Source organism: Microbacterium esteraromaticum (genome assembly GCF_014084045.1).
GTDB lineage: Bacteria > Actinomycetota > Actinomycetes > Actinomycetales > Microbacteriaceae > Microbacterium > Microbacterium esteraromaticum_D.
This window is the reverse complement of the sequence record NZ_CP043732.1, coordinates 2,992,386-3,011,228: the sequence shown is the minus strand read 5'-3', so window position 1 is coordinate 3,011,228 and position 18,843 is coordinate 2,992,386. Positions and strand designations below refer to the sequence as shown.

Sequence of the window (18,843 nt, the reverse complement as noted above, 5' to 3'; positions counted from 1 at the left end):
GTGTCACGCGCACCCTGATCGGGCGGGGAATATCGCGGGCGTGCCGCGAGTTTTCCTGTGCGGGCCGAGAGGCATTTGCGAAAAGAGGCGCAGTCGTGCAAACTATGGCCCGCCGATCACCCGAAATCGGATCCCCCCACCAGACACACCCACGCACCGCGGAAGTGGAGAATCACCGCATGGCAACCGATTACGACGCCCCTCGCAAGAGCGAAGACGACTCCGAGTCGATCGAAGCCCTCAAGGAGCGCGTGCCGAGCAGCCAGTCCGGCGCCGGCGACGTCGAGGACTCAGACAACCCCACCGGTTTCGAGCTCCCCGGCGCTGACCTCTCCGATATGGAGCTCGACGTCGTGGTGCTGCCCGCGCAGCAGGACGAGTTCACCTGCATGAGCTGCTTCCTCGTGAAGCACCGCTCGCAGCTCGATCACGACGGCGCGGACGGCCCCATCTGCAAGGAATGCGCCGCCTGACCTCGACACGCACGCGCCCCGGCCACATGGTTCGGGGCGCGTTCTGCGTCTCGGCGTCGGATCAGCCGCGCTCGGCGCGCGCGGAGCGGATCGCCGCCGCGAGCCTGTCGGGGGTGCGGGACGACAGCGTCCAGCTGCTCACCGGGTCATCGGGATCCGTGACGGGCACCACGACGACGCCGTCGACGCCTCCGCGCAGCAGGTTCCACCCGTCTCTGGCGATCTGATGGGTGCGCCGGGCTCTGGCCTCCTCGCCGATGAAGTCCTGGGGATCGCCGAGCCAGGTCGCATCGATATGCGCGCGTCCCGCATACAGCACGCCATCCGACACGCGGACGGTGGGGGACAGGACGACGCTGGCAGCGACCAGCACGAGCGAGACCACGGCGCCGACCATCAGGGCGAGACTCGCGTCGAGCGGGGTGAGCACGAGCGAGACCATCGGACCCGCCAGCGCGATCGTGACGAGAAGCCACAGCCCGGGGGCGAGCCGCTCGCGGTAGGTCTCTCGCGTGTCGGGGCGGGTGTTCTGCATTAGCCTCATGGGGTGACTCATTCCGTTGCGGTTCCCATTATCTCCGCGAACGTCCCGTTCTACGCGCACCCCGGCGATGCCGGGGCCGATCTCGTCTCGACCGAGGCCGTGCGCCTGGAGCCCGGTGAGCGGGCCCTTGTGCCCACGGGCGTGCGGATCGCGCTGCCCGAGGGCCATGCGGCCTTCGTCGTCCCTCGCAGCGGCCTGGCTGCGAAGCACGGCATCACCGTTGTGAACTCGCCCGGCACCGTCGACGCCGGCTACCGCGGCGAGATCAAGGTGAGCCTGCTGAACACCGACAGCAGGGAAGCGTACGATGTGGCCGTCGGCGACCGGATCGCGCAGCTGATCGTGATGCCGGTCGTCCAGGCCCGCTTCGAGCCCGTCGACGAGCTGCCCGAGAGCGTGCGCGGCGATGGCGGATTCGGGTCGACCGGCTACACCCAGGGAAAGAGCGAATGACTGAAGAGATCGAACCCACACCCACGCTGAAGTCCGCACCGGCCGATCGCGCGGCCGCGGGCCCGTTCGACGACAGCGAGGCGAACCCGGTTCGTCCCTACATCGACCTCGGCGGCATCAAGGTGCTGCCCCGCGAGGGACTGAATCTGCGCCTCGAGGTGGAGGAGCAGAGCAAGAGGATCGTGGCCGTCGGCCTCGACTACGCAGGCTCCTCGCTGCAGGTGCAGCCCTTCGCCGCGCCGCGCACCCGCGGTCTGTGGGATGAGACCCGAGTGCAGCTGCGCGATCAGATCCGCACGCAGGGCGGTCGCGTCGAGGAGCGCGAGGGCCCGCTCGGCAAGGAGCTTCTGGCCGAAGTGCCCGCGACCGCCGCCGAGGGCTCCGGCATGCGGCTGGCCCGCTTCGTCGGCATCGACGGCCCTCGCTGGTTCCTGCGCGGGGTCATCGGCGGCGACGCGGCATCCGATCCGGCCGCCGCCGAGCAGGTCGAGGACCTGTTCCGCTCGATCGTCGTCGTGCGCGGCGGATCTCCGATGCCGCCTCGCGACCTCATCCCTCTCAAGATGCCCACCACGCCGGGCTCGGCGTGACCCACGCCGACGACCGCGAAGGCGCGCAGCGCCCGCCGGAGGAGCCGGTCGGAGCGGCAGGACAGGGCGACGCCTCCGCGGCCGAGATGATCGGCGCCGCTCTCGGCGGCGCCGCACGCCGGGCCGGACTCAGCGCGGAGACGGGCGAGAGCACCCAGCGGATCGTGTGGACCGCGATGGGCGGCTGGCGAGGGATCATCGAGTCGGTGCTGCCGAGCCTCGCATTCGTGGTGTTGTTCACCATCCGCCCTGAGCCCCTGCTGCTCTCGCTCGGGGTGTCGGTCGGGGTCGCGGCGCTGTTCACGATCATCCGCCTCGCTCAGAAGTCGCCTCCGTCGGCAGCGCTCGGCGGTCTCGTCGCGGCGGCCGCCGCCGCGGCGCTCGCGCTGTGGACGGGACGCGGGGCCGACAACTTCGTGCCCGGGCTCATCACGAACGCGCTGTACGGCACCGTGATGGTGGTCGCCGCCCTCGTCGGGTGGTCGATCATCGGGCTGGCCGTCGGCTTCCTGATGGGGGAGGGCCTCGCGTGGCGAGCCGACCGCCGCAAGCGCCGCGCCTTCTTCTGGCTGGGGCTGGCATGGGGCGCCCTCTTCCTGCTGCGGCTGTCGGTGCAGCTGCCGCTCTACCTCACCGATCAGGTGACTCTGCTCGGCACCCTCAAGCTGGTCATGGGGCTGCCGCTGTTCGCACCCATGGTCGCGGTCACCTGGCTCGTGGTCCGCGCGCTCTACCGACGCGCCGAAGAGGAACCCGAGTGATTCCGTTCTGCTAGATTTATCTTGACGTCAAGATAAATTGCTCATTCCATCGAGCGATCGCCCGACGCAGACTGGTAAGGCCAACCTTGCTAGCCGTGGCGCTCACTCGGCGAGCAAGATGGAAGCGCCTGTCGCTCCCATCCGATCAGAAGGAGACGGATTCGTGTCCACGGTGAACAGCTTCGGTGCCAAGAGCACCCTGACAGTCGGCAGCACCGACTACGAGATCTTCCGCATCGACACGGTCGCCGGTCACGAGAAGCTCCCCTTCGCTCTGAAGGTGCTTCTCGAGAACCAGCTGCGCACCGAGGACGGCGCGAACGTCACGAAGGCGCAGATCGAGGCCCTGGGCTCGTGGGATCCCACCGCCGACCCCGACACGGAGATCCAGTTCACGCCGGCCCGTGTGGTCATGCAGGACTTCACCGGCGTGCCGTGCATCGTCGACCTCGCCACCATGCGCGAGGCCGTCACCGCCCTCGGCGGCGACCCGAGTCGCATCAACCCGCTCTCGCCCGCCGAGATGGTCATCGACCACTCGGTCATCGCCGACCTGTTCGGCCGCCCCGACGCCATCGAGCGCAACGTCGAGATCGAGTACCAGCGCAACGGCGAGCGCTACCAGTTCCTGCGCTGGGGTCAGACCGCCTTCGACGACTTCAAGGTCGTTCCCCCCGGCACCGGCATCGTGCACCAGGTGAACATCGAGCACCTGGCCAAGGTCATCTACGACCGCACCGTCGACGGCGTCCTTCGCGCCTACCCCGACACCTGCGTCGGCACCGACTCGCACACCACCATGGTGAACGGGCTCGGCGTCCTGGGCTGGGGCGTCGGTGGCATCGAGGCCGAGGCAGCGATGCTCGGCCAGCCCGTGTCGATGCTCATCCCGCGCGTCGTCGGCTTCAAGCTCACCGGCGAGATCCCCGCCGGCGTGACGGCGACCGACGTCGTGCTCACGATCACCGACATGCTGCGGCAGCACGGCGTGGTCGGCAAGTTCGTGGAGTTCTACGGCGCTGGCGTCGCCTCCGTGCCGCTGGCGAACCGCGCGACGATCGGCAACATGTCGCCCGAGTTCGGCTCGACCGCGGCGATGTTCCCCATCGACGACGTGACGCTGGACTATCTGCGCCTCACCGGCCGCGACGAGCACGCCGTCGAGCTCGTCGAGCAGTACGCCAAGGTGCAGGGCCTGTGGCACGACGCCGACAAGGAGCCCTCGTACTCCGAGTACATGGAGCTCGACCTGTCGACCGTCGTCCCCTCCATCGCCGGCCCGAAGCGCCCGCAGGACCGCATCCTGCTCGCCGAGGCCAAGGCGCAGTTCGAGAAGGACATCGTCAGCTACGCCACGGCGTCGACGAGCGACGACATCGTCGACCTCGAGTCGAAGCACTCCTTCCCGGCATCCGACCCCGGTCAGGTCCCGGGTGAGGAGGAGGCGACCACCCGCCCGGTGCACATCAACAGCGGCGCACCCGCCAACGCGTCCAAGCCGGTCAAGGTGACCACCCCCGATGGCCAGGACTACATCCTCGACAACGGTGCGGTCACCCTCGCCGCCATCACCTCGTGCACCAACACCTCGAACCCGTCGGTGATGATCGCTGCCGGCCTTCTCGCCCGCAAGGCACGCGAGAAGGGCCTGAAGCAGAAGCCGTGGGTGAAGACCACGCTCGGCCCCGGCTCGAAGGTCGTGACCGACTACTACGAGAAGTCCGGTCTCGACAAGGACCTCGAGGGCCTCGGCTTCTACACCGTCGGCTACGGCTGCACGATCTGCATCGGAAACTCCGGTCCGCTCATCGAAGAGGTCTCCGCTGCGGTCAACGAGCACGACCTCGCGGTGACGGCGGTGCTCTCGGGCAACCGCAACTTCGAGGGCCGCATCAGCCCCGACGTCAAGATGAACTACCTCGCCAGCCCGCCCCTGGTCGTGGCCTACGCCCTCGCAGGCTCGATGCACTTCGACTTCGAGAATGACGCGCTGGGCACCGACGAGGCCGGCAACGAGGTCTTCCTGAAGGACATCTGGCCCGCACCGGAAGAGGTGCAGGAGATCATCGACTCGTCGATCTCTCGCGACCAGTTCATCAAGCAGTACGCCACCGTCTTCGACGGCGACGAGCGCTGGAAGAACCTGCCGACCCCGACCGGTCCGATCTTCGAGTGGGATGAGGACTCGACCTACGTGCGCAAGGCGCCGTACTTCGACGGCATGGAGCTGACCCCGGCGCCCGTCGTCGACATCACGGGTGCTCGCGTGCTGGCTACGCTGGGCGACTCGGTCACCACCGACCACATCTCGCCTGCCGGAAACATCAAGGCGGGCACCCCGGCTGCTCAGTACCTCACCGAGCACGGCGTCGAGCAGCGCGACTTCAACTCGTACGGCTCGCGTCGCGGCAACCACGAGGTGATGATCCGCGGCACGTTCGCGAACATCCGTCTGAAGAACGCTCTGGTCAAGGCCGTCAACGACGGGCAGCAGATCGAAGGCGGCTTCACCCGCGACTTCACCCAGGACGGCGGTCCGCAGGCGTACATCTACGACGCCTCGCAGAACTACCAGGACCAGGGAACCCCGCTGGTGATCTTCGGTGGCAAGGAGTACGGCTCCGGCTCGTCGCGTGACTGGGCGGCCAAGGGCACCAACCTGCTCGGCGTCAAGGCCGTCATCACCGAGAGCTTCGAGCGCATCCACCGATCGAACCTGATCGGGATGGGCGTCGTGCCCCTGCAGTTCCCCGCCGGTGAGAGCTGGGAGTCGCTCGGACTCGACGGCACCGAGATCATCTCGATCGAGGGTCTGACCGCACTCAACGAGGGCGTCACCCCGAAGACCGTGAAGGTCACCGCCACCCCGAGCGAGTTCTCGGCCGAGGGCCGCGAGCCCATCACCTTCGACGCGGTCGTCCGCATCGACACCCCCGGTGAGGCCGACTACTACCGCAACGGCGGCATCCTGCAGTACGTGCTGCGTTCGCTGGTCTGACGCACATCGTGACGCGCCCCGCCCGGGTTGTTCCCGGGCGGGGCGCTCGCTTTGCGGCGAGCCGGTCCCGGTGCCGAATGGCGTGCGGCTGAACAGAGCGTCCCGTGGATGCGGTCGCCGCCGCAGCGGTGGACAATGACCGCGGTCCCGGGCCGTTCGGCGCGCCCGCAGCCCGCCGCGCGCCGAACACGCAGCCGCGCGGCGATAGACTGGAGGGATTCGCGCGAGCCCTCCGGCCGCGCCATCGTCGAGTCGCGGAGGAGCGTCCATGCCGATCCTGCCGAGTATCACCGGCCCCCGAGACCTCGATCGACTCTCCAGCGGAGAACTGGTCGAGCTGGCCGCCGAGATCCGGGCCTTCCTCGTCGAGAACGTGGCCCGCACGGGCGGGCACCTCGGGCCGAATCTCGGCGTCGTCGAGCTGACGATCGCGCTGCACCGGGTCTTCTCCTCTCCGGATGACCCGATCATCTTCGACACCGGGCACCAGTCGTACGTGCACAAGCTGCTCACAGGACGTCAGGACTTCTCGAACCTTCGCTCGCGTGGCGGCCTGGCCGGGTACCCGCAGCGCGCCGAGAGCGTGCACGACGTGGTCGAGTCCTCGCACGCGTCGAGCTCGCTCAGCTGGGCCGACGGCATCTCGCGTGCGCTCACCGCGACGGGGCGCGCAGACCGCCACGTCGTCGCCGTGGTCGGCGACGGCGCCCTCACCGGCGGGATGACCTGGGAGGCGCTGAACAACATCAGCGACGACAACGAGCGAAACCTGATCATCGTCGTGAACGACAACGGGCGCTCGTATGCGCCGACGATCGGCGGCATGTCGCGGTACCTGAACCGCGTGCGCACGGCCGGCGTGTACCGCGAGATGCACCGCAAATCCGACCGGCTCTTCCGCGCCTTCGGCCCGCTCGGTCGTGCCGTGTTCCGCGGAGTGCGCGGCGGCACGCACGGCTTCCTCTCGCGGTTCACGAACAACGTGGCGCTGTATTCCAACCTCGACATCAAGTACCTCGGACCGGTCGACGGACACGACGTGGGCGCCTTGATCGAGACCCTGCGCTACGCCAAGGACTACGGCGCGCCCGTCATCGTTCACGCGATCACCGAGAAGGGCCGCGGCTACCAACCAGCTCTCGACGATGTGGCCGACCAGTTCCATGCCGTCGGACGCATCGACCCGAAGACCGGCGGGGCGCTGTCGTCGTCCTCCGGCACGTCCTGGACCTCCGTGTTCTCAGACGCTCTCGTCGAGATCGGCGGCCGGGACGAGAAGGTCATCGCCATGACCGCCGCGATGCTCCGCCCGACCGGCCTCGCCGCTTTCGCCGAGCGATTCCCCGATCGCGTCTACGACGTGGGCATCGCGGAGCAGCATGCGGTCGCCTCCGCGGCAGGGCTCGCGTTCGGGGGGCTGCATCCGGTCGTGGCGATCTACGCGACGTTCATGAACCGCGCGTTCGATCAGGTGCTGATGGACGTGGCTCTGCACCGCTCCGGCGTCACGTTCGTGCTCGACCGCGCCGGTGTGACAGGGCCCGACGGCCCGAGTCACCACGGCGTGTGGGATCTGGCGATGCTGCAGATGGTGCCCGGCATCCGGATCGCCGCGCCGCGAGACGCCGAGCGTCTGCACGAGGCTCTCGCCGAAGCCGTCGCGATCGATGACGCGCCCACCGTCATCCGCTACCCCAAGGGCGAGGTTCCCGACCCCATCACGGCGGTCGAGCGGCTCTCAGACGGCACGGACGTGCTGGCCAGGGGTGACGAGGAGGACGTCCTGATCGTCGCCATCGGCTCGTTCGCCGAGATGGCCGTCGAGATCGCAGAGCGCCTCCGTGGGCGCGGGATCGGAGCGACCGTCATCGATCCGCGCTGGGCGGTGCCCGTGCAGGCGTCGGTCGTCTCGCTGGCGGCGCGCCACCGCCTCGTGATCACCCTGGAGGACGGCATCCGTGCCGGCGGCATCGGCACCCGCGTCCGACAGGTGCTGCGCGAGGCCGGCATCGACACGGGCGTGGACGAGCTGGGCCTGCCGGACGAGTTCCTCGAGCATGCATCGCGCGAGGAGATCCTGGAGGACGCGGGGCTGACGGTCGAGAAGATCACAGCCGACGTCATCGCGCAGGTGGGCGGAACCCGCATCCCCGTCGCCAAGGCGCCGGGACAGACCGGGGCGATCGAGCTCCCGCTGCACGAGACCCGCTGAGCCGACCGACATGGGCGGATCGTCGCCGCGCATCCTGCTCGTCATCAACCCGCATTCCGGCAAGGGCAGGGGTGAGGGCGCCGGTGCCGACGCCGCCGAAGCTCTGCGGGCGTCAGGCGCCCGCGTGCACGCCGTGGTGGGCGAGACCACCGGCCGCGCCCGCGACCTCGTGGGGGAGTCGCTGCAGCAGGACTGGGACGGCGCGGTCGTCGTCGGAGGCGATGGCACTCTCGCGGGGATCGTCGATCTGCTGGCCGATGCCGACATTCCCGTCGCCCTCGTGCCGGCCGGGACCGGCGACGATCTCGCGCGCGGCCTCGGCATCGCCGACGTGCGGCCGGCGGAGGCCGCGCGGGCCGTGCTGTCGGGCATCCCGCGTCGGATCGACCTCGGGACCCTCGAATCCGATGGGCGCGTGCGGGTCTTCCTCACGGTGGCGGCGATGGGCTTCGATGCGAAGGTGAGCGAGCGCACGAACATCCTCAGGCGGCCCAGCGGCCGGATGCGGTACCACCTCGCCCTGGTGATCGAGCTGCTGCGCCTGCGGCCGACCCGGTTCCACGTCTCGATCGACGGCGGCGAGCCGGAGGTCATGCCGGGAACGCTGCTGGCGGTGGGCAACACGGCGAGCTACGGGGGAGGCATGCCGATGTGCGCGGACGCGCGCCCCGACGACGGATTGCTCGAAGCCGTGCACGTGGCGCCTCTCAGCAGGACCCGGCTGCTGCGACTGTTCCCGCTGCTGCTGCGGGGCGCTCATCTCACGCGCCCTGAGGTCCGTCACCTGCGCTGCACGCGCATCCGCGTGTCCGCTCCCGACCTGGTCGCGTACGCCGACGGCGAGCGCATCGGCTCGCTGGAGTGCGAGATCGGCATCCGACCCGGGGCGCTCGAGATCATGCTGCCGAGACGCTGAGCGATCTCAGTTCAGCGCGTGCAGAGCGGCGATGCCCGACGATGCGCGCTCGCTCTCGCGCAGCGCTCCGGCCAGCAGGTAGCCGTCGGTCAACGCGTCGCCGGTGATCATCACCCGCACCACCTCGACACCGCAGGCCCGGCGCACGTCGTCGGAGCAGGCCGTGAGCACCCGAGTGCTGAGCTCGTCATTGTGCGGCAGATCGTTCGCATCCAGTCCGCGGACGATGTCGCGCAGAGCTGCGCCCACGATGTTCGAAGCGCGCTCCTTGACGTTGACCACGTCGAGCTCGAACACACGCAGATCGCGTCCGCTCGGGACCGGACGCCATTCGAACGATGCATGGACGCGGTGCTGCCGGCCGTTCGCGCCTGTCATCTCGCGCACGGGCAGGTCCGTCGCGCGGCAGCGCACATCGACCAGCTTGTACCAGTAGAACAGGGGGAACGCTCCGTGGCTGCCGGGATGCAGCACCACGACCTCGCCGACAGCGCCCCCGGCGCGTGACGGCCGCCGCTGAGGGCGGTTGCGGATGATCGGCTTGCCGTTGCGGGTGCGGATGGCCGCCCAGCCCTCGTCCACCGTCACGACGAAGAGCCGCAGCAGAGCCGGAACGACGAGCAGCACGGTGAGAATCGCCGTGCCGGTCTTGAGCAGACCCGACATGCCCTTCCCACCCATCATCGTGAGGATCATGTCCATGCCACCATCGTGCCGCCCCACCCGCATGCAGAACCCCGATTCCGCCCGATCGCAGAGGGTGTTCACCCGCTGTTGGTCGACTGTTCCACGCCGGCACGAGAAGGGGCCGCGCCCGAAGGCACGGCCCCTCTGCACGAGCTTCAGCTGTGCGCGACCCCGCGGATCGGCGGGTTGTGGAACGTCGCGCCGAACGTGCGCTCGGACGCGCCCTCTCGATCGAGGTAGGGCGATGCGCCCCCGTCGATGAACGGCCAGCCGGCTCCGAGGATCAGGCAGAGGTCGATGTCCTCGACCTCGGGGACGACGCCCTCGTCCAGCATGAGCCGGATCTCCTGGGCGAGTCCGTCCTGAACGCGCTGCAGGATCGTCTCGGCGGATGCCGGCGAGCTGTCGACGTGGCCCTTGAGAGCCTTCTCGGCGCCCTTGGTCCATCCGGTCACCCGTCCGCCCTTGTCCTTCTCGACGACCGCGTCCAGCTCGGCGAGAGCGTGGAAGTTCTCGTTCGCGTAGAACCGCTCGGGGAAGTGGCGCACCATCGTGTCCTGCACGTGCGCCGCGACCTTCCAGCCGACGAGGTCGATCAGCTGGAACGGTCCCATCGGCAGGCCGAGTGGAGCGAAGGCCTTCTCGACATCCGCCACCGGAGTGCCTTCGTACACGGCGCGGGCGGCTTCGCCCATGACCTTGGCGAGCAGCCGGTTGACGACGAACCCTGGGGCGTCCGCGGTCAGCACGGCGTTCTTGCCGAGGCCCTTCGCCACGACGAACGCCGTCGACAGCGCCGCTTCCGAGGTGTGCGGGGTCTTCACGATCTCGATGAGCGGCATGACGGCGACCGGGTTGAAGAAGTGGAAGCCGACAAGACGCTCGGGATTGGCGAGCTTCGAGCCGATCTCCTCGACGGACAGCGACGAGGTGTTGGTGGCGAGGATCGCGTCCTCGGCGACGATCTTCTCGATCTCGCCGAACACCTGCTGCTTGACCCCGACCTCCTCGAACACGGCCTCGATCACGAAGTCGCAGTCGGCGTACTGGCTCTTGTCTGTCGTCCCTGTCACCAGCGAGCGCAGCTTGTTGGCGGTGTCGCCGTCGAGGCGTCCCTTCGCCTCGAGCTTGCCGATCTCGTCGTGGATGTACGCCACGCCCTTGTCGACGCGCGCCTGGTCCAGGTCGGTGATGAGCACCGGCACCTGCAGCTTGCGCACGAAGAGCAGGGCGAACTGGCTGGCCATGAGGCCCGCGCCGATGATGCCGACCTTGGTGACCTTCTTCGCCAGCGTCTTGTCGGGAGCACCGACAGGGCGCTTCGCGCGCTTCTGCACGAGGTCGAAGGCGTACATCGACGCGGCGAACTGGTCACCGGTGACGAGCTCGGCGAGAGCCTCGTCCTCGCGGGCGAAGCCCTCGGCCTTGGTCCCGCTCCTCGCCTTCTCGAGCAGGTCGAGTGCGACGTACGGCGACTTCGGCACGGTGCCGATCTTCGACTCGAGCATCCCTCGGGCCATCTTGATCGCGATCGGCCACTTGACGGTGCGCTCGATCTTGCCCGGCTCGTTCTTGCGTTCGACCTTGCGCCCGCCGAGCACAGCGTCGGCCCAGGCGAGCGAGTTCTCGAGGAAGTTCGCCGCCGGGAAGATCGCGTCCATCAGCCCGAGCTCGAATGCCTGCTGCGGCTTGAGCATGCGGTTCTGCTTGAGCGGGTTCGAGATGACCACCTCGAGGGCCTTCTCGATGCCGATCAGATTCGGCACGAGGTAGGCGCCACCCCAGCCGGGGATGATTCCGAGGAAGACCTCGGGCAGGGCCAGCGCCGCCGCCGACGCGTCGACCGTGCGGTAGGTGGAGTTCAGCGCGATCTCCATGCCGCCGCCGAGTGCGAGGCCGTTGACGAAGGCGAACGACGGCACGCCCAGCTCGGACAGCGAGCCGATGACCTTGTGCCCGAGCTGTGCGATCAGACGGGCGTTGTCCTTCGATCCGACCCTGCTGATATCGGAGAGGTCGGCGCCGGCAGCGAGGATGTACTGCTTGCCGGTGATGCCGACCGCGTGGATCTCGCCGGACGCCGCGCGCGCCTTCAGCGCGTCGAGAGTCTCGCCGAGCTCGGTGAGCGTCGCCGGCCCCAGGGTGTTCGGCCGGGTGTGGTCGCGCCCGTTGTCGAGGGTGATGAGGGCGAGCACCCTGCCCGAGGCGAGACGGATGTCGCGCACGGGGGAGTGCGTGATGACCTCGCCGTCGGCGAGAGCGGAGAGCGGCGAGAAGTCGACGCCTGCGTACTGCTCGTTGATCGTGTCAGCCATCGGGGTCACTTCCTCTTCTTGCCGTCGTAGAACGGGTTCTCCCAGATGACCGATCCGCCCTGGCCGAGCCCCACGCACATGGCGGTCAGGCCGTAGCGCACGTCGGGGCGCTCAGCGAACTGCGCGGCGAGCTGGATCATCAGACGGACGCCGGATGCCGCGAGCGGGTGACCGAGTGCGATGGCGCCTCCCCACTGGTTGACGCGCGGGTCGTCGTCGGCGATGCCGAAGTGGTCGAGCAGCGAGATCACCTGGATGGCGAAGGCCTCGTTCAGCTCGAACAGACCGATGTCGGAGATGTCGAGGCCTGCCTTCTTCAGCGCCTTCTCTGTCGACGGGATCGGACCGATGCCCATGATCTCGGGCTGCACACCGGCGAAGGCGAACGAGACCATCCTCATCTTGGGGGTGAGGCCGAACTCCTTCACCGCGCCGCCGCCGGCGAGCAGCGACATCGTCGCGCCGTCGGTGAGCGGAGACGATGTGCCGGCGGTGACGCGACCGTGCGGACGGAACGGCGTCTTCAGCGCTGCGAGGTCCTCCATCGTGGTCTGCGGGCGGCGACCCTCGTCCTCCGTCGCGAGCCCCCACGCGCCATCGGCGCCCTTGATCGCGACCGACACGAGGTCGGGCTGGATCTTGCCGGCGTCGTACGCGGCCTGCACCTTGTGCTGGCTCAGCATGCCGAAGCGGTCGGAGCGCTCCTTGGTCAGGTGCGGGAAGCGGTCGAAGATGCGCTCTGCGGTGACGCCCATGTTGAGCGCGCCCGGGTCGACCATCTTCTCGGCGACGAAGCGCGGGTTCGGATCGGCGTTGCCGCCGATGGGGTGGTGGCCCATGTGCTCGACGCCGCCGGCGAGGGCGAAGTCGTACATGCCGACGCCGATGGACGCGGCCATCGTGGTGACGCTGGTCATGGCGCCGGCGCACATGCGCTCCACTGCGAGGCCGGGAACGGTCTGCGGAAGCCCTGCCAGGATGGCGACCGACCGGCCGAGGGTGAGTCCCTGATCCCCGGTCTGCGAGGTCGCGGCGATGGCGACGTCGTCGATGCGGTCGGCCGGCACGCCGGCGTTGCGCTCCATCAGGCCGATGGTCGCCTTCACGGCGAGGTCATCAGCGCGTGTGTTCCAGTACATGCCCTTTTCGCCGGCGCGCCCGAACGGGGTGCGCACTCCATCGACGAAGTAGACGTCCGAGATCTCGGCCACTCTGCCTCCATAGGTTGGGGTTCTCGTCCAGCCTAGGAGCGCGGATTATCCGCCAGGAATCGGTTGGATCGAATCTACGAAGCCGTGGGGAACCCCTCGTCGACCGTTTGAGGCCCCTCTACAAAAGCATCGACGATCTTCTGTGCGGTATACGCAACCTGCCACGGGCGGGCGCCGAGCTCGGCGAGCGCGATGCCAACAGACTCCGCTGAGAGCTCAGCTGGTGGCTGCCAGGCGAGGCGGCGCAGGTGCTCGGGCGTGAGCAGGTTCTCGGTCGGCATGTGCAGCTCTTCGGCGAGCGCCTCCACCACCGGGCGCGCCGCCTTGAGACGGAGGTCGGCCTCGGGATTGCGGTCGGCCCACGCGCGCGGCGGTGGCAGCGCGTCGCTCGGCACCCGCTCCCGCGGCAGCTCCTCCGTGGTGCGGCCGCGTTCGATGGCCGCCCACCAGCGGTCGAGCTGCGTCCTGCTCGCGCGGCCGTTGAACTCCTTGAGCGCGGCGAGCTCCTGCTTCGAGCGCGGGGCGGCGAGCAGAGCAGCGAGCAGCGAGCGATCGGGCACCAGGCGGCCGGGGGAGACGTCGACCTGCTCGGCGTACTCCTCGCGCGCCGTCCACAGCTCGCGCGCGACGGCGAGCTGACGGGCGCCTCGCACCTTGTGCAGGCCGCTGAGCCGCCGCCAGGGCTCCTCGCGCGCCGGCTTCGGCAGGCGATGCAGCGTCGCGTCGAACTCCTGCGCGGCGATCTCCGCTTTGCCCGCCGCGGCGAGTTCCGCCACGAGCGCATCGCGCACGTCGATCAGATGCAGCACGTCGAGTGCGGCGTACTCCAGCCAGGGGGCGGGAAGCGGGCGGGTCGACCAGTCGGCCGCCGAGTGGGCCTTGGCGAGCGAGATGCCGAGTGTGTGCTCGACGACGGCCGCGAGACCGAACCCGTCGCTGCCCAGCAGGCGTGAGGCGAGCTCGGTGTCGAAGATGCGCGAGGGGACCAGTTCGAGTTCGCGCAGCGAGGGCAGGTCCTGGCTGGCGGCGTGGAACACCCACTCCTCATCGCCGATGGCGGCCTGCAGCTCGCTGAAATCGCCGATCGCCGGCGGATCGAAGAGGAACACGCCAGCGCCGCGGCGATACACCTGCACCAGGTACGCGCGCTGGGAGTAGCGGAAGCCGGATGCACGCTCCACGTCGACGGCCACCGGACCGGTGCCCTGCGCGAGCGTCGTCGCCGCCATCTCGAACTCCGCATGGTCTTCGATCACGGAGTACTCAGCCACGTCCGCCCTTTCTCGCGCCGAACACGGCGACATCCTCTGAACCGGGCGGGAGCCCTGCGAGCATCCCGACCAACTCCGCCCATGCTTCCACATGCGGGCGCAGCGGGGCATCCGGTGTCCACGACGCCCGCAGCTCGATCTGCGCCCCGTCGCCTTCGGCGGCAAGCCCTCCGAAGCCCTTCGAGAGCATCTTCGTGGAGGTTCCTGAGGGGGAGTGATAGCCCGCATTCCGCGAATCCAGTGCGTCGACCAGCCACGACCAGGCGACGTCCGCGAGCAGAGGGTCGGTGCCGATCTCGGGCTCGAGAGGGGCCTGGGCGAACGCGACGATGCGCCACGCTCCGCCCCAGGCATCCGGCTCGTCTGGATCGTGCAGCAGCACGAAGCGTCCCGTGCCGTACACCGAGTCGCCGTGATCGTCCGGTCGGACGTCGGCCGCGAGGGCCAGAGCGAAGGGCGCGAGGCCGGCTGGAGACGGGATCTCCCGCACGACGATGTCGGCGCGGAACGCCGTCTCACGAAGCTCTGCCGCCGCTGCGTCGAACAGCGCTGCGGCATCCGGGTGTGCGCTCACGTGGACAGGCTAGAGTCGGGAGGCGATGAAGAGTCTCAGGCACGCCGTAGCCTTCGCCGTCCCTGCTGTCGTCGCCGCGGGCGTCGCAGCCGGCGCAGCTGCCGTCCTCGCGACGGCGCGTCGCGTCGTCACGCCCTCCGTGCGCCGAAACGACACGAAGATCCTCGCCGTCGACACGGGCGCCCAGACGATCGAGCTCGCCCGAACGCCCGACACCGAACTGCCGGGCCGGTACGGGCTGTTCACCACGGGCACCTATGGATACGTGAAGCTCGGTGCGGTGCTCAGCGCCGACGCCACCAGCGTCCGGCGCAAGCTGCTCACGCAGATCGAGCCGGGCGCCCGCGTCGATCGGGACGCCGCATTCAGCGGCTGGTACCACGTGACGCCGAGCGAGCTGCACCTGCCCTGGGAGAGCGTGCTGATCGGCTCGCCGGCCGGGCCATGCCCTGCATGGCTCTTCCCCGCGGATTCGTCGACCTGGGTGATCCAGGTGCACGGTCGCGGCACGACCCGCTCGGAGTGCCTGCGCGCGGTGCCGGTGATGCACGCCCTCGGGCTGCCCACCCTCGTGGTCTCGTACCGCAACGACGGCGAGGCGCCGCGTTCGCGTGGCGGCAGCTACGCCCTCGGCACGTCGGAGTGGCGCGACGTGGACGCCGCAATCGGTCACGCCCTCCGTCACGGAGCGACGCGCGTGGTGCTGATGGGGTGGTCGATGGGTGGCGCGATCGCGCTGCAGACCGCGGTCTCCTCTGGGCACCGGGATGCCATCGCCGGCCTCGTGCTCGAATCGCCCGTGGTCGACTGGCGCACTGTGCTGCGCTTCCAGGCACGCGAGTCGGGCTTGCGCGAGCCGCTGCCCGGTCTTGCGATGGGAGCGCTGGAGAACACCTTCCTCGCACGTCTCAGCGGCGCCGAGGAGGCGATCCCCTTCGATCGGCTCGACATGGTCGCCCGGGCCTCGGAGCTCAGCGCGCCGATCCTCATCCTGCACAGCGACGACGACGGGTTCGTTCCCGCCGACGCGTCGCACGCGCTGGCGGAGGCGCGCCCCGATCTGGTGACCATGCCGGAGTTCCGGGTTGCGAGACACACGAAGATCTGGAACTACGACCAGGACGGCTGGTCCGCGGCGATCACCGAATGGATGTCGGCACAGCGACTGGTCTGACGGCACAGCGACTGGTCTGACGGCACAGCGTCAGCGCTTGGCTTCGACCTGCCGCTTGGCGCGCATCAGCATCCCGGTCATTCCGCCGATCCGCAGCGGCGAGACGAGGCGCGTCAGGCCGATGCTCTGCGGGTAGTCGCTGGGGACCGCGAGCACCTCGTCCGGTGTCAGGCCGGTGAGGCCCTGGACGAGGATGCTGGCGAAGCCGCGGGTGGTGGGGGCCTCCGGCGGCGCCGTCGCGTGCATGGTGACGACGCCGTCGGCGACCTCGACGTAGATGTACACGGGGGACTGGCACTCCGCGACGCGCTCGCACATCTCGGGGTGGCTCGCCACCTCGTCCGAGACGGGTGGGAGCTCGTTCGCGAACTCGAGCAGCAGCTCGAGTCTGTCGGACTCGGGAAGCTCGAGGAACTCGTCGCGGAACTCGGCGAGGGCGGCGGGGACGTGCGTGTCAGTCATCCCTGCCATCATCCCATCCCGTGGCGGGCCGGGACGCTCAGAGCGAGCCCGGCTCGCTTCCGCTGACGATCGGCACGCGCACCGCGCTGCCCCACTCGGTCCACGAGCCGTCGTAGTTGCGAACGTTCTCGAAGCCGAGCAGGTGCTGCAGCACGAACCAGGTGTGGCTCGAGCGCTCACCGATACGGCAGTAGGCGATCACATCGTCGCCGTCCTTGATGCCGGCGCCGTCGCGGTAGATCGCCTCGAGCTCGGCCCTGGTCTTGAAGCCGCCGTCCTCGGCGACCGCCTTGCCCCACGGGACGCTCTGCGCCGTCGGGATGTGTCCGGCGCGCAGGCTACCCTCTTCGGGGTACGCCGGTGCGGTGGTCCGCTCGCCGTTGTACTCCTCGGGAGAGCGCACGTCGATGAGCGGCCCCTTGCCGATGAAGGCGAGCACGTCGTCCTTGTACGCGCGCAGCACCGAGTCGTCGCGCTCGATCACCGGATACTCCGTCGCGGGCCGTTCGGTCTTGTCGGTGGTGATCTCGCGTCCTTCGGCGATCCAGCGGTCGCGACCGCCGTCGAGCAGGCGCACATCCTCGTGACCGAACAGCGAGAAGACCCAGAGGGCGTATGCGGCCCACCAGTTGTTCTTGTCGCCGTAGATGACGACGGTGTCGTCGCGGGAGATGCCCTTGCGGCTGAGCAGCTCGGAGAAGCCCTTTCCGTCGACGTAATCGCGCACCACCGGGTCGTTGAGCTCGGTGTGCCAGTCGACCTTCACCGCACCGGGGATGTGCCCGGTCTCGTACAGCAGCACGTCCTCATCGGACTCGACGACCACGAGGCCGGGGGTGCCGAGGTTGGCGGCCAGCCACTCGGTGGTCACGAGACGGCCGGGTGCGGCGTACTCGGCGAACTTGGCGGATGACGTGTCGTGATCGACGGCCACGGTTGCTCCTCAGGGGTCAGGCTCGGGTGGGCAGGGCGACGGCGTAAAGTTGAGCCGTCCCTTATGACGATAGATCCCCTGGCGCGCACCCGCATCAGGATCGTAAGACTATGACTTCAGGAACGTGATGACCCAGCAGATCAGCACGGGCGTCGTGCACCTCACCGAGCGCACGCCCGTCGTGACCGGAACCGAGATGCTGGCCAGCCTCGTCCCGCCACCGCAGTTCGACGACGCGACCTTCGAGAGCTACCGCTCCGACGACCGCTATCCCTCGCAGGAGGCGACCAAGCAGCTCCTGCAGCGCTTCGCAGGCGGCGGTTCGTCCGCCCCGGCGAAGAAGGGCGGGTTCTTCCGCCGCGCGCCGAAGGAGACGCCCATGAAGCCCGGCGTCTACCTCGACGGCGGCTTCGGCGTCGGCAAGACCCACCTGCTGGCATCCGTCTACCACGCCCTTCCGGCGCGGCGGAAGTACTTCGGCTCGTTCATCGAGTACACCGCTCTCGTCGGCGCGCTCGGGTACAAGAACACTGTCGACCTGCTGCGCGGCGCCGACCTGCTCTGCATCGATGAGTTCGAGCTCGACGATCCAGGCGACACGATGGTGATGACGCGGCTGCTGGGCGAGCTCGTCGCGTCCGGCACCAAACTTGCGGCGACATCGAACACGCCGCCGAACGCACTGGGCGAGGGCCGCTTCGCCGCGCAGGACTTCCTGCGCGAGATCCACGCCATGTCAGAGAGCTTCGAGACGCTGCGCATCGACGGCGTCGACTACCGCCAGCGCGCGATCGACGGCAGCGCAGTCGTCTCCGACGAGGCGAGCTACGCACAGGCGACCGAGAGGGCCGCCGCATCGGGTGCCGCCTCCGACGACGAGTTCGCCGCGCTCATCCATCACCTCGCCCAGGTGCATCCTTCTCGGTACATCCGCCTGATCGACGGGCTCTCGCTGGTCGGCCTGCGAGACGTGCGCACTCTGACGGACCAGTCCGAGGCGCTGCGGTTCGTCGCGTTCGTCGACCGCGTCTACGACGCGCAGCTGCCGATCGTCGCGACCGGGGTGTCGCTCGACCAGGTCTTCGCCGACGAGATGCTCGCGGGCGGATACCGCAAGAAGTACCTTCGGGCGATCTCGCGTCTGAATGCGCTGACGCATTCGGCCATCGAGTAACACGATCGTCACATCAGCGGGCCGCGCGTAACGTGCCCGCAACATCGCGCGCGTTCGGCGGAAACATGACCGGCGCAGACTGACCTCGTTCGTT

At 69.0% G+C, this 18,843-nt stretch carries 17 protein-coding genes; 9 read left to right on the top strand and 8 right to left on the bottom strand.

Features of this window, described 5'->3' with window-relative positions:
* The first annotated feature begins 179 nt into the window (after positions 1-179).
* Positions 180-473, top strand: coding sequence for a DUF4193 domain-containing protein (locus tag FVO59_RS14495; protein WP_182253260.1), 294 nt, complete (start codon positions 180-182; stop codon positions 471-473).
* A 61-nt stretch (positions 474-534) separates the two neighbouring features.
* Here FVO59_RS14495 and FVO59_RS14490 read toward each other — a convergent pair whose 3' ends face one another.
* Positions 535-1,017, bottom strand: coding sequence for a DUF3093 family protein (locus FVO59_RS14490; protein WP_259363266.1), 483 nt, complete (start codon positions 1,015-1,017; stop codon positions 535-537).
* A 3-nt stretch (positions 1,018-1,020) separates the two neighbouring features.
* Here FVO59_RS14490 and dut point away from each other — a divergent pair, with 3 nt between their 5' ends.
* The 6 genes from dut (at position 1,021) to FVO59_RS14460 (ending at position 8,947) form a co-directional block, all read left to right on the top strand.
* Positions 1,021-1,470 carry a dUTP diphosphatase gene (gene dut / locus FVO59_RS14485; RefSeq protein ID WP_182253259.1) on the top strand — a complete coding sequence of 150 codons (450 nt, stop codon included), beginning with the start codon at positions 1,021-1,023 and terminating at the stop codon, positions 1,468-1,470.
* The gene (locus FVO59_RS14480) at positions 1,467-2,060 is read left to right on the top strand and encodes a DUF3710 domain-containing protein (RefSeq protein WP_182253258.1); all 594 of its coding nucleotides are present in this window, start codon (positions 1,467-1,469) and stop codon (positions 2,058-2,060) included. The genes dut and FVO59_RS14480 overlap by 4 nt, the downstream gene beginning before the upstream one ends.
* Positions 2,061-2,146: 86 nt before the next feature.
* Positions 2,147-2,821 carry a DUF3159 domain-containing protein gene (locus FVO59_RS14475; protein WP_182256864.1) on the top strand — a complete coding sequence of 225 codons (675 nt, stop codon included), beginning with the start codon at positions 2,147-2,149 and terminating at the stop codon, positions 2,819-2,821.
* 118 nt (positions 2,822-2,939) lie between these two features.
* Positions 2,940-5,819 (top strand): aconitate hydratase AcnA, encoded by a 2,880-nt coding sequence (acnA, locus tag FVO59_RS14470; RefSeq protein ID WP_182253257.1) that lies wholly within the window; start codon positions 2,940-2,942, stop codon positions 5,817-5,819.
* Positions 5,820-6,087: 268 nt separating this feature from the next.
* Entirely contained in the window at positions 6,088-8,031 is a 1,944-nt protein-coding gene (gene dxs / locus FVO59_RS14465) for a 1-deoxy-D-xylulose-5-phosphate synthase (RefSeq protein ID WP_182253256.1), read from the top strand.
* 10 nt (positions 8,032-8,041) lie between these two features.
* On the top strand, positions 8,042-8,947 hold the full coding sequence (locus FVO59_RS14460) for a diacylglycerol/lipid kinase family protein (RefSeq protein ID WP_182253255.1): 906 nt from the start codon (positions 8,042-8,044) through the stop codon (positions 8,945-8,947).
* A 6-nt stretch (positions 8,948-8,953) separates the two neighbouring features.
* Here the strand turns inward: FVO59_RS14460 and FVO59_RS14455 are convergent, their stop codons facing one another.
* From FVO59_RS14455 to FVO59_RS14435, 5 genes are all read right to left on the bottom strand, one after another.
* A complete protein-coding gene (locus tag FVO59_RS14455; protein ID WP_182253254.1) occupies positions 8,954-9,649 on the bottom strand; it encodes an SPFH domain-containing protein in 696 nt (231 codons plus the stop codon).
* 140 nt (positions 9,650-9,789) lie between these two features.
* Positions 9,790-11,949, bottom strand: coding sequence for a 3-hydroxyacyl-CoA dehydrogenase NAD-binding domain-containing protein (locus FVO59_RS14450; RefSeq protein WP_182253253.1), 2,160 nt, complete (start codon positions 11,947-11,949; stop codon positions 9,790-9,792).
* Positions 11,950-11,954: 5 nt separating this feature from the next.
* The gene (locus FVO59_RS14445; RefSeq protein ID WP_182253252.1) at positions 11,955-13,160 is read right to left on the bottom strand and encodes a thiolase family protein; all 1,206 of its coding nucleotides are present in this window, start codon (positions 13,158-13,160) and stop codon (positions 11,955-11,957) included.
* A gap of 74 nt (positions 13,161-13,234) precedes the next feature.
* Positions 13,235-14,431, bottom strand: a complete 1,197-nt coding sequence (locus FVO59_RS14440) for an HRDC domain-containing protein (RefSeq protein WP_182253251.1) — start codon at positions 14,429-14,431, stop codon at positions 13,235-13,237.
* Positions 14,424-15,005 carry a DUF3000 family protein gene (locus tag FVO59_RS14435; RefSeq protein WP_182253250.1) on the bottom strand — a complete coding sequence of 194 codons (582 nt, stop codon included), beginning with the start codon at positions 15,003-15,005 and terminating at the stop codon, positions 14,424-14,426. Before FVO59_RS14435 ends, FVO59_RS14440 begins: the two co-directional genes overlap by 8 nt.
* Before the next feature lie 25 nt (positions 15,006-15,030).
* Between FVO59_RS14435 and FVO59_RS14430 the strand changes: the two genes are divergently transcribed.
* Positions 15,031-16,179, top strand: coding sequence for an alpha/beta hydrolase family protein (locus tag FVO59_RS14430; RefSeq protein ID WP_182253249.1), 1,149 nt, complete (start codon positions 15,031-15,033; stop codon positions 16,177-16,179).
* Positions 16,180-16,209: 30 nt separating this feature from the next.
* Here the strand turns inward: FVO59_RS14430 and FVO59_RS14425 are convergent, their stop codons facing one another.
* Complete coding sequence (locus tag FVO59_RS14425) at positions 16,210-16,641, bottom strand: SufE family protein (protein ID WP_182253248.1); 432 nt, start codon at positions 16,639-16,641, stop codon at positions 16,210-16,212.
* A gap of 37 nt (positions 16,642-16,678) precedes the next feature.
* Positions 16,679-17,575, bottom strand: a complete 897-nt coding sequence (locus FVO59_RS14420) for a sulfurtransferase (RefSeq protein ID WP_182253247.1) — start codon at positions 17,573-17,575, stop codon at positions 16,679-16,681.
* 127 nt (positions 17,576-17,702) lie between these two features.
* Here FVO59_RS14420 and zapE point away from each other — a divergent pair, with 127 nt between their 5' ends.
* Positions 17,703-18,749 carry a cell division protein ZapE gene (gene zapE, locus FVO59_RS14415; protein WP_182253246.1) on the top strand — a complete coding sequence of 349 codons (1,047 nt, stop codon included), beginning with the start codon at positions 17,703-17,705 and terminating at the stop codon, positions 18,747-18,749.
* Positions 18,750-18,843: the final 94 nt, after the last annotated feature.